The 10500-nt window shown below is 72.1% G+C and carries 10 protein-coding genes; 4 read left to right on the top strand and 6 right to left on the bottom strand.

What is annotated here, in order from left to right:
• The 5 genes from E1264_RS33760 to pdhA all read right to left on the bottom strand — a co-directional run.
• Window positions 1-480: class I adenylate-forming enzyme family protein (locus E1264_RS33760; RefSeq protein ID WP_132180077.1), on the bottom strand; the 480-nt coding region annotated here is incomplete at its 3' end.
• A 15-nt stretch (window positions 481-495) separates the two neighbouring features.
• Complete coding sequence (locus tag E1264_RS33755; RefSeq protein ID WP_165964522.1) at window positions 496-1611, bottom strand: SDR family oxidoreductase; 1116 nt, start codon at window positions 1609-1611, stop codon at window positions 496-498.
• Between the two features lie 452 nt (window positions 1612-2063).
• A complete protein-coding gene (locus E1264_RS33750; protein WP_132180073.1) occupies window positions 2064-3425 on the bottom strand; it encodes a dihydrolipoamide acetyltransferase family protein in 1362 nt (453 codons plus the stop codon).
• Window positions 3422-4438: an alpha-ketoacid dehydrogenase subunit beta gene (locus E1264_RS33745; protein WP_132180071.1), complete on the bottom strand. Its 1017-nt coding sequence runs from the start codon at window positions 4436-4438 to the stop codon at window positions 3422-3424. Before E1264_RS33745 ends, E1264_RS33750 begins: the two co-directional genes overlap by 4 nt.
• 11 nt (window positions 4439-4449) lie before the next feature.
• Window positions 4450-5598, bottom strand: coding sequence for a pyruvate dehydrogenase (acetyl-transferring) E1 component subunit alpha (gene pdhA, locus E1264_RS33740; RefSeq protein WP_132180069.1), 1149 nt, complete (start codon window positions 5596-5598; stop codon window positions 4450-4452).
• 131 nt (window positions 5599-5729) lie between these two features.
• Between pdhA and E1264_RS33735 the strand changes: the two genes are divergently transcribed.
• Entirely contained in the window at window positions 5730-6362 is a 633-nt protein-coding gene (locus tag E1264_RS33735) for a GntR family transcriptional regulator (RefSeq protein WP_243711325.1), read from the top strand.
• Window positions 6363-6384: 22 nt separating this feature from the next.
• Here the strand turns inward: E1264_RS33735 and E1264_RS33730 are convergent, their stop codons facing one another.
• A complete protein-coding gene (locus E1264_RS33730) occupies window positions 6385-7080 on the bottom strand; it encodes a GntR family transcriptional regulator (RefSeq protein ID WP_132180065.1) in 696 nt (231 codons plus the stop codon).
• Between the two features lie 163 nt (window positions 7081-7243).
• On the opposite strand from E1264_RS33730, the gene E1264_RS33725 reads away from it, so the two are divergent.
• From E1264_RS33725 to E1264_RS33715, 3 genes are all read left to right on the top strand, one after another.
• On the top strand, window positions 7244-8470 hold the full coding sequence (locus E1264_RS33725; RefSeq protein ID WP_132180062.1) for an NRAMP family divalent metal transporter: 1227 nt from the start codon (window positions 7244-7246) through the stop codon (window positions 8468-8470).
• A gap of 263 nt (window positions 8471-8733) precedes the next feature.
• On the top strand, window positions 8734-9525 hold the full coding sequence (locus E1264_RS33720; RefSeq protein ID WP_132180060.1) for a putative hydro-lyase: 792 nt from the start codon (window positions 8734-8736) through the stop codon (window positions 9523-9525).
• Window positions 9526-9546: 21 nt separating this feature from the next.
• The coding region (locus E1264_RS33715) for a serine/threonine-protein kinase (protein WP_132180058.1) at window positions 9547-10500 on the top strand (954 nt) is incomplete at its 3' end.

The raw sequence follows: 10500 nt of genomic DNA, 5'->3' as shown, positions 1-10500 counted from the left end.
GGCGGGCTCCGCCGTGGCCAGGGCCTCGAAGGACAGCATTCCCGAGGGCGGGGGCCCGTCCCCGATGACGAGCACGGACGGCCCACCTGCGCCCGGCACCAGCCGCCGCACCTGGTCCAGATGGGCCGGGTCGGTGACCACCACCGCCGCGGCGCTGTCGCGCAGCAGGTCGCCGAGTTCGGGGTCGCTCGCGCGCGGGTTGAGCGGCACGGCGACCGCCCCGGCGCGGACGGCGGCGAGGCAGCTCTCCATCACCTCGACGCAGTCGTCCAGGTAGACGGCGACGCGGTCGCCGCGCCGCAGCCCGCCGTCGTCCCCCGGCCGCGCCGCGAGGTGACCGGCGAGCCTGCCGGTGCGCCGTTCGAGGTCTGCGTAGGTGACGCCGCGCCGGGCGTCCGCGAAGGCGATCCTGCCGCCGATCCGGTGGGCGTGCGCGCGCAGCAGGTCGGGCAACGGCCGGATGACGTCGCTGCATTCCATGTCCGGGCCCCCGGCCTATGCGCTGGTCTTCGCCGCCGCGCCGGCCGCGGGCGCGTGGACGCCGAAACAGGAACGCAGGTAGGTCCGGTCGATGGGAGGGGGCGGGGCGAGCCCGGGAGCGAGCTTTCTCAACGTCGAGTCGTCGAAACTGCGGCGGTGGTGGAGATAGGGCAGGAAACCGGTGATCCGGCGGTAGAAGATGCCCTCGATGGCGGTCGGTTCGGCCGGCATCGCCGGCGTCATGCGGATCCGGACCGGGCACACGTCCTCCAGCGCCGCCGCGATCGTCCGGACGGGCACATCATCGGGATGCACGATGTGGACGGTCGAGACGCGCGCGGTCCGGTCGCCGGACGCGATGCGCGCCATCGCGTCCGCCGCCCAGTCGACGGGCAGCAGGTTCAGCCGGGCGCGGGGATCGGCGCCGACCCGCAGCACCGTCCGGCCGCCCGTGTCCGGCAGCCGGCTCGCCGCCCGGTAGAGGGTGCTCAAGGTGTGGGAGGGGAGTTCCGGGACGGTCCGCGGACCGGGCGGGACGAGCACGCCGGGCCGGAGGATCAGCGCCCGCCTGCCGAGCCGCTCCGCCCACTCGCGGACCAGCTCCTCCGCCTCGTGCTTCGACCGCTCGTAGGCGTTCTCGAAGCCGTCGCCCGATCCGTTTCCCGATCCGTTTCCGCTGATGGGGACGTCGTCCTCGCTGACGTGGCCCTGCCGGGTCCCCGCGACGAACGCGGTGCTGACGTGGCGGAGCGGCGTCCCCCTCGCGGCGAGGCTCGCCAGCCGCAGCACGTGCTGGGTGCCGAGGACGTTCGTCCGCCGGAGCCGCTCGTCCCGGCCGTTGAGCTCGACGGACGCCGCGACGTGCCACACCTCGGCGGCGATCCGGGCGAGCCTGCGGTGTTCGAGCCGCGGCAGGCCGAGCAGCGGCTGCTCGATGTCGACCGGGATCACGGTCAGCAGCTCGCCGAGCGGAGCGGGCAGCCGCCCCATCTCCCCGGTCGCGGCGAGGAACCGCTCGATCCGCTCCCGGCCCGGCGCGCCGCCCGCATGGGCCAGGACGGTGACGTGCCGTCCCCTGAGAAGCCGGTCCCTGACCAGGTGCAGGCCGAGGAAGCCGGCACCGCCCGTCATCACGCATGTCATCGCAGGCGTCCCATCCTCTGGTGATCTTCCGGAGACCCGTCCGGAACGTGGGCGAACGATGTCGTCAAGCGCCACTAAATAACTATCTGTGCAGAACTGACTGCCATGGGTGACAACATAACCGCGCGATGGGTTGGCGCAAGGTGCGGCGAAGAGGGCTTTGTGTGCCGGACGACCGGTGCGCGGCCGCCGCCGCCCGCCGCCCGTGGCGCCGCCCGGCGCCGGCATGATCGCTGCGCTCCGGGCGCACAGGGGTCGGAGTCCTGGTCAGAAGTGGTTCGCGGCCGGGACGGCGAGAACTCGCGGCGGCGCAGACCAATGAAGGCGACCCGGGCCACGCTCCCGTCCGCGCTCTGGTCGTGTATCGCCCCGATGACATGACTGTGCCCCGCCATGTAGCGGGGCACAGTACGGCTTCCCGGCCTCCCGGGGGGCCTGCTCTAAGCGACGATCAGCAGCGGGTTCTGGAGCAGGGTGGCGAGCCGGTCCAGGAACCTGGCGGCCGTCGCGCCGTCGGTGGCGCGGTGGTCGACCGACAGCGTCAGCGCCAGGCGCTTGCCCGGCACGACCTGGCCGTCGCGGACGACCGGCTCGTCGCGGATCCCGCCCACCGCGAGGATCGCCGCCTCCGGCGGGTTGATCACGGCGGCGAACGAGTCGACGCCGAACATGCCGAGATTGCTGACGCTGAACGTGCCGCCGCTCATCTCCTGCGGCTTCAGCTTCCCGTCGCGCGCCTTGCCCGCCAGCTCGCGGGTCTCCCGGCCGATCTCCGCGACGCCCTTGCGGTCCGCGTCCTTGATCACGGGGACGAGCAGGCCGTCCTCGACCGCCACCGCGATGCCGACGTGGACCCGCTTGTGGAAGAGCAGGTTCTCCTCGGTGTAGGTGACGTTCACGGCCGGGTGCTCGCGAAGCGCGGTCGCCGACGCCTTCACGATCAGGTCGTTCACGCTGACCTTGGCCGGGGCGAGCGCCTCGTTGAGCCGCGCGCGGAAGGCCAGCAGCGGCTCGGCGTCCACCTCGCGGTTGAGGTAGAAGTGCGGCGCCTCGCGCTTGCTCTCGGTCAGCCGCCGCGCCGCCACCTTGCGGAAGCGGTTCAGCGGGACGGCCTCGACATCCGGATTCTCGGCGGCCTGCGCCGTGACGGCCGGGGCGGAAGCGGCGGGCGCGGGAGCGGGCGCGGCGGCCGGGGCCGGTGCGCCGGACCGGATCGCCGACTCGATGTCCGCCCGGACGATGCGCCCGCCCGGCCCGGAGCCGTTCAGCGTCGCCAGGTCGATGCCGTGGTCCCGGGCCAGCCGCCGCGCCAGCGGCGACGACGGAGGACGGGACCCGTTGCCCGAACGCGGCACGGCCGGAGCCGGGGCCGGAGCGGGTGCGGCCTGCGTCTCCGCGACGGGCTCCGCCTTCGTGACGGGCTCCGCCTTCGTGACGGGATCCGCCTTCGTGGCGGGCTCCGCCTTCGTGGCGGGCTCCGCCTTCGTGGCGGGCTCCGCCTTCGTGGCGGGCTCCGGTTTCGCGGCGGACGCCGGTTCCGGGGCGGCGGGGACGGGGCTCGCGCCGCCCGCCGTGGCGAGCACGGCGATCGGGGCGCCGATCGCGGCGGTCTCGCCCTCGGCGACCAGGATCTTCTCCAGGACGCCCGCCTCGTACGCCTCGTACTCCATGACCGCCTTGTCGGTCTCGATGTCGACGATCACGTCGCCGACCGCGACCTCGTCCCCCGGCTGCTTCTGCCAGGAGCTGATGACGCCCTCCTCCATCGTGTCGGAGAGGCGGGGCATGAGGATGTCGGTCATGAGCTGGGCTCCAAGGTGAGACGGCCGGTCGCGCGGAGCGTGTCGCGGACGGCGGTGAGCAGCGAGTCGGCGGACGGCAGCGCCGCCGTCTCCAGGGACTTGGCGTAGGGGAGGGGCACCTCGGCCATCGCGACGCGCCGGACGGGGGCGTCCAGCCAGTCGAACGCGCCCTCCTGGATCGTCGCGGCGATCTCGGCGCCGATGCCGTAGGTGAGCCAGTCGTCCTCGGCGACCACGGCGCAGCCCGTCTTGCGGACGGACTCCACGATCGTCGCTCGGTCGAGGGGGCGCAGGCTGCGCAGGTCGACGACCTCGGCGGAGATCCCGTCGGCGGCGAGCGTCTCGGCGACCTCGGCCGCGACGCGGGCCATCCGCGAGTACCCGATGATCGTGATGTCGGTGCCCGGACGGGTCACCCCTGCGCGCCCGATCTCGGCGGGCTCGATGTCCTCGACCGCGGCGGGCAGCTCGCCCTTGGTGTTGTAGAGCGCGAGGTTCTCCAGGAACAGCACCGGGTCGTCGTCGCGGATCGCGGCCTTCAGCATCGCGGACGCCTCGGCGGGCGTGCTCGGCGCGACGACCTTCAGGCCGGGGATGAACGAGTAGAACAGCTCGACGTTCTGCGAGTGCGTCGCGCCGAGCTGCTGCCCGCCGCCGCCCGGGGTGCGGATCACCATCGGGACGCTGGCCTGCCCGCCGAACATCCCGTAGATCTTCGCGGCGTGGTTGACGATCTGGTCCAGCGCCAGCAGCGAGAAGTTGATCGTCATGATCTCCACGACGGGGCGCAGGCCGAGCATCGCGGCGCCGATCGCGGCACCGACGAAGCCCTCCTCGGCGATCGGGGTGTCCCGGACGCGGCGCGGCCCGAACTCCTTCAGCAGCCCCTCGGTGATCTTGTACGAGCCCTCGAAGAGCCCGATCTCCTCGCCCATCAGGAAGACGTTCTCGTCCCGGAGCATCTCGGCGCGGAGCGTGTCCCGGAGGGCCTGGCGGTAGGTCACGGTTGCCATGGGGATGCCTCTCAGGAGCTGAATACCGGGTCGGCGGGCAGGCGGCGCAGCTCGCCTGGGACGGGGGTGGCGTAGGTGTAGTCGAAGAGCGTCGACACCTCGGGGGCGGGGCTCTCGTCGGCGAACGCGGCGGCGGCGTCGACCTCGGCCATGACCTCGGCGTCGAGCCTGTCGCGGTCGTCGTGGGACAGGATCCCGGCCTCCTCCAGCTCCAGCGCCATCCGGGCCAGCGGGTCGGCGGCCTTGAGGGCCTCCTTCTCCTCCTTGGACCGGTACCGGGCCGGGTCGACGACCGAGTGGCCCTTCAGCCGGGGGCTCGTGGTCTCCAGCAGGTACGGCTTGCTCTCCGACCTGGCACGCTCCACGGCGAGGCGCGCGGCGTCGCGGACGGCGACCACGTCGGTGCCGTCCACCCGGGCGCTCTCCATCCGGTACGCGGCGCCGCGCCGGTACAGCTCGGGCTCGGCGGAGGAGTTCTCCACCGTCGTGCCCATCCCGAGCCCGTTGTTGATCACGACGAAGACGACGGGCAGGTCCCAGAGGCCGGCGATGTTCAGCGACTCGTGGAACGCGCCGATCGCGGCCGTCCCGTCGCCCATGTGGCACATGACGACGTCGTCGCCGCCCTTGTAGGACACGGCGAGCGCCGCGCCGGTGGCGAGCGGGACCTGGCCGCCGACGATGCCGTACCCGCCGAGCAGCCGGGCGTCGGCGTCGAACAGGTGCATCGACCCGCCCCAGCCCTTCGACACGCCGGTCGACCGCCCGTACAGCTCGGCCATGACGCGGTCCGCGCCGATCTGCTTGTGGGGGGACGACCCCCCACTCCCCCCGGCAACCGCGTTGAAGCCCTTGGCCAGCGCGTATCCGTGCTCGCGGTAGTTCGTGAACAGGTAGTCGGACGGGCGCAGCGCGGCCATCAGCCCGACGACCGTTGCCTCCTCGCCGAGGTTCAGATGGCAGTAGCCGCCGATCTTGGCCTCGGTGTAGGCGCGGGCGGCCCGCTCCTCGAACCGCCTGATCAGCAGCATCTGCCGGTAGTAGCCGACGAGCGTCTCCGCGTCGGGCGGCGGGGTCGGCGGCGCGGCGTTCGCCCGGGGGGTCCTGGTGCCGCGAGTTCTCCGGTCGCGAACCGGAGCGGCCTTCGTTGTCTCAGCCATCGGCGATCTTCCTCTGTCCGGGGCAACGCCGTAGGATCGCCACGACGCTCACCGATCATCATTGATCTATGATCGATCATATTCGACCCGTCAAGAGTCACTTACCGACGCTCCGTCTAACATGGGACGCTGTGAACGCGCCGATCCCCGCACCGCTGCTCCGTACCGGACTCGCCGACCAGATCCGCGAGTTCATCGTGGACGGCATCAGCTCCGGACGCTGGCAGCCCGGTGAACGCGTCGTCGAGCGCCGCATCGCCGCCGAGCTCGGCGTCAGCCAGGGGCCCGTCCGCGAGGCGCTCCGCCAGCTGGAGGCGCAGCGGCTGATCGAGTCGCTGCCCAACCGCGGTGCCCGCGTCCGCGAGTTCACCGAGCGGGACTTCGCCGAATTCTTCCCCGTCCGCGCAGGGCTGGAGCGGACGGCCGTGGAGCTGGCCCTGCCGTCCCTCGCCGGCTGCCTGGACGCGCTGGAGGAGCACAACCGCCGGCTCGGCGAGGCCGCGCGGGACGGTGACCTGACCGAGCAGATGCGCCTCAGCATCGCCTTCCACCGCGCGATCGTGGAGGCGGCCGGGAACCGGCTGCTGGTGTCGGTCTGGGAGGGGCTCGGCATCGAGCTGTGGACGACGCTGTCCCTCCGCCTGCACCACACGGAGATCTACTCCAAGTCGGCCGAGCACGCGGAGCTGATCGAGGCGTTCCGCCGCCACGACCCGCAGGCCCCGCAACTCCTCCACGACCACGTCATGAACTACGCCCCGTAGCCCTACCGGCAGGTCTCGGGGACTACTCCTTCTCGTGGTACGCCTTCATTAGCTGGGCCTCCGCGTCGTCCAGGTAGGCGCGGAGTTCCCCTTCGGCTCGCTCGAAGTCGCCCTCTGCCATCAGGTTGTAGAGGCGGCGGTTGCGGGCCAGGTACGGCTCGTGGAACTCGCGCGGCGAGCCCATCTCGTGGAAGACGAGGCGCATCTCGACGAGGACGTGGCCGATCATCTCGTCCACCCGCGGGCTGTCCATCAGGGCGGCGAGGGCCTTGTGGAACTTGATGTCCGCGGTTCCGACGTCCGCCCAGTTCCCCATCGCCGCGGCCTGCTCGCCCTCCCGGACGGCGGCCTCCACCCGGCCGAGCGCGGCCTCGGTGGCGTGCCGCCCGTTGCGGACGCCCTCGCACTCCAGGATGCGCCGGACCCGGTAGAGATCGGCCAGCGCCTCGGCGGGCACCCGGCTGACGAAGATGCCGCGGTTGAACTCGTGCACGAGCAGCCGTTCCTTGACGAGCATCTGGAACGCCTCGCGCATCGTGTTGCGCGACACCCCCATGACGGCGGCGAGCTTGTCGTCGGACAGCCGCGTCCCGGGAACGAGCCGCCCGTCGGCGATCTTCTCGCGGAACACGTCCGCGACCCGGGTCGCGGTGCTCGACCGGTCCATCCCGTGGCGCGCCGCCGCGATCTCGTCGAGCCACGGCTCTCCCACGGTCATCGGCGTCCCTTCCTCGGGGCGCGGCGGAGCGCCCGCGCCGCGGTACGAATGCGTAACGCCAGCGTATCCCAGCGAGCCGGAAATATCTCAACAAAAGGATTGCTGGATTGTTGAACAATCTCTACGCTGGCGGAAAGGCGCATCCCTGAAAGGGGCCAGCCCCATGACGGATCGGACCCTGGACAAACCCCCGGCACCATCCGCACCCTCCCGCCGCGGCGCGCTCCTCGGCGCCATGTTCCTGATGGCCACCAGCGCCATCGGCCCCGGCTTCATCACCCAGACCACCGTGTTCACCGCCAAGCTCGGCGCCGCGTTCGCGTTCGCGATCCTCGTGTCCGTGCTGGTCGATATCGCGATCCAGCTCAACGTGTGGCGCATCGTCGGCGTGTCCGGCATGCGCGCGCAGGAGCTCGGCAACCGCGTCCTGCCCGGCGCCGGCTACGGGCTCGCCGCGCTGGACGTCTTCGGCGGCCTCGTCTTCAACATCGGCAACATCGCGGGCACCGCCCTCGGCCTGAACGCGCTGCTCGGCCTGGACGTCAAGATCGGCGGCGGGATCTCCGCGCTGGTCGCCATCGCGATCTTCCTGAGCCGCCGGGCCGGCGTCGCGATGGACCGCATCGTGATCCTCCTCGGCGCCGTGATGATCCTGCTGACGCTGTACGTGGCGTTCGTGTCCGACCCGCCCCTCGGCGACGCGCTGACGCAGACCGTCGCGCCCGAGACCGTCGACTTCCTCGTCATCACCACCCTGATCGGCGGGACGGTCGGCGGCTACATCACCTACGCGGGCGCGCACCGCATGATCGAGTCCGGGCTGACCGGGGCCGAGCACGTCAAGCAGATCAACCGCAGCGCGGTCACCGGCATCCTCGTCACCGGGCTGATGCGCGTCCTGCTGTTCCTCGCCGTCCTCGGCGTCGTCGCGGGCGGCGTGACGCTGGCCAAGGAGAACCCGCCGTCCTCGGCGTTCGAGCACGCGGCCGGCGAGGCGGGGCTGCGGCTGTTCGGGCTGATCATGTGGTCGGCCGCGATCACCAGCGTGATCGGCGCGTCCTACACCTCGGTGTCGTTCCTCGTCTCGTTCTCGTCCTTCGTCGAGCGGCACCGCAACCGGCTGGTCGTGGCGTTCATCCTGGTGTCCGCGGTGATCTACCTCATCATCGGCACGACCCCCGCCAAGCTGCTCGTCCTCGCGGGCGCGCTGAACGGGATGATCCTGCCGTTCGGGCTCGGCGTGCTGATGTGGGCGGCGGCCCGCCGCCGCGACCTGCTCGGCGGGTACAGGTATCCCGCCTGGATGCTCGTCCTCGGCGGCATCGCCTGGGTCATGTCCCTGTATCTGAGCTGGGACCTGCTCACCGAGCTGGACCAATTGTGGAGGTGACGACAAATTCCAGATTTCTCCCAGAGAGCGGGAACCATGAGACCGGGGCCGCGCGTTCAACCAGACAAGGCCGCTGGCGACAGTCAGGATTGGGGCCGTCCGGGTCATGCGGCGCTTGGCGTGGGGGTGTCGAGCGCCGCAGACCCGGACTCATCTTCCCTTCCGAGCGCGCGGCCACCCACTTTCCGATCCTCTGAATCGGTCTCGCCTTTCCTCGGGTTCCGCTCCGTGTCCGACCGTCCGACGGTTTCCAAGGAGCGATCATGACCGGACCTCTCGACCCCGGCGCGCTGTCGCCGGAGCAGGCCAGGGCGCTGTTCCGCGCGGGCCTGCGCGTCCCCACCGCCGGCTGGTGCGCGGGCTGGACGCAGGCGAACCTGATCTGCGTCCCCCGCGAGCAGGCCTACGACCTGCTGCTGTTCGCGCAGCGCAACCCCAAGCCGTGCCCCGTCCTGGACGTCACCGAACCCGGCGCGACGTCCGCGTCCCTGTTCGCCGGCGACCTGCGCACCGACCTGCCCGGCTACGTCGTCTACGAGCACGGCGAACCCATCGCCGAGGTCGCCGACGTCACCGGATACTGGCGCGACGACCTGGTCTCGTTCCTCATCGGCTGCAGCTTCACGTTCGAGGACGCGCTCCGCGAGGCGGGCGTCCCCGTCCGGCACATCGAGCAGGGCCGGAACGTCCCCATGTACCGGACGAACCGGATGTGCCGCCGCGCCGGCGAGTTCGGCGGCCCGCTCGTCGTGTCGATGCGTCCCGTGCCCGCCGCGCAGGTCGCCGACGCCGTCCGGGTCACGGCCCGGTACCCGTCGGTGCACGGCGCGCCCGTCCACGTCGGCGACCCCGTCGAGCTCGGCATCGACGACCTCGGCCGCCCCGACTTCGGCGACCCCGTCGAGGTCCGGGTGGACGAGCTCCCGGTGTTCTGGGCGTGCGGCGTGACCCCGCAGGCCGCCGTGATGGCGTCCCGGCCGAAGCTCGCCATCGGGCACGCGCCCGGCCATATGGCGATCACCGACGCCCGCGACACCCGGTACCTGGTGCCCTGAGCACGGCATTAGGCTTCCCCCATGCCCGAGATCGTCGCCCCGGGCGACCGCCTCGGGGACCGCTACCGGCTGGACAGGCCCCTCGGCGCCGGCGGGATGGCGACCGTCTGGCGCGCGGTCGACCTCGTCCTCGACCGTCCCGTCGCGGTGAAGGTGCCCAGGGAGGGCTGGCCCGAGGAGTTCACGCGGCGGCTCCGCCGGGAGGCGAAGGCCGCCGCGGGCCTCACGCATCCGAGCATCACCGGCGTCTACGACTACGGCGAGCACACGGCGGCTTCCGGGGGTTCTGAGGGGTCGTCCCCCCAGAGGCAAGGCGTCCCGTATGTGGTCATGGAGCTGTTGGACGGGGAGAGCCTGTCGGCGCGCCTGGCCCGGGGGCCGTTGCCCTGGCAGGAGGCCGCCGCGATCTGCGCGCGCGTCGCGGACGCCTTGGCCGCCGCCCACGCCGCCGGGATCGTCCACCGCGACATCAAGCCCGCGAACATCTTCCTCACACCGGTCGGCGTGAAGGTCCTGGACTTCGGGATCGCCTTCACCGGGCCGTCCGCGTCGGGCGGCCCCGTGCTCGGCACCCCCGCGTATGTCGCTCCCGAGCTGCTGTCGGGTTCGGCGCCCACTCCGGCCGCGGACATCTTCTCGCTCGGCGTCGTCCTGCACGAGTCGGTGACCGGGCTGCCCGTGTCGACAGCGGCCCTCCCGGCGAGCGTCCCGGAGGAGGTCGCGATCCTCTGCCGCCGCTGCCTCGGCGAGGACCCCGGCTCCCGGCCCGGGGCCGCGGAGACCGCCCGCGTCCTGGCGGGGGCGGCAGGTGTCCAGCTCGCCCAGTTCTCGCCGCCGCGCACGCCGGTCGATGAGAGCCCACCGGAGCCGCAGGCGGAGGCGACCTCGATCCTGGACGGCCCGGCCCCGCCCGCCGAGCCCAGGCGCGACCCGAACCCGACGCGGGTGCTGCCGGACGGGCCGCCGCCCCTGGAG

This window comes from Actinomadura sp. KC216 (assembly GCF_004348535.1).
GTDB lineage: Bacteria > Actinomycetota > Actinomycetes > Streptosporangiales > Streptosporangiaceae > Spirillospora.
The sequence above is the reverse complement of the archived record's forward strand: the minus strand, read 5'-3'. Positions and strand labels throughout refer to the sequence as shown.

Coding starts and splice junctions, on each gene's coding strand:
- E1264_RS33755 (WP_165964522.1), bottom strand. CDS start 1,611: ATGACGGGCGGTGCCGGCTTCCTCGGCCTGCACCTGGTCAGGGACCGG.
- E1264_RS33750 (WP_132180073.1), bottom strand. CDS start 3,425: ATGACCGACATCCTCATGCCCCGCCTCTCCGACACGATGGAGGAGGGC.
- E1264_RS33745 (WP_132180071.1), bottom strand. CDS start 4,438: ATGGCAACCGTGACCTACCGCCAGGCCCTCCGGGACACGCTCCGCGCC.
- pdhA (WP_132180069.1), bottom strand. CDS start 5,598: ATGGCTGAGACAACGAAGGCCGCTCCGGTTCGCGACCGGAGAACTCGC.
- E1264_RS33730 (WP_132180065.1), bottom strand. CDS start 7,080: ATGACCGTGGGAGAGCCGTGGCTCGACGAGATCGCGGCGGCGCGCCAC.
- E1264_RS33725 (WP_132180062.1), top strand. CDS start 7,244: ATGACGGATCGGACCCTGGACAAACCCCCGGCACCATCCGCACCCTCC.
- E1264_RS33720 (WP_132180060.1), top strand. CDS start 8,734: ATGACCGGACCTCTCGACCCCGGCGCGCTGTCGCCGGAGCAGGCCAGG.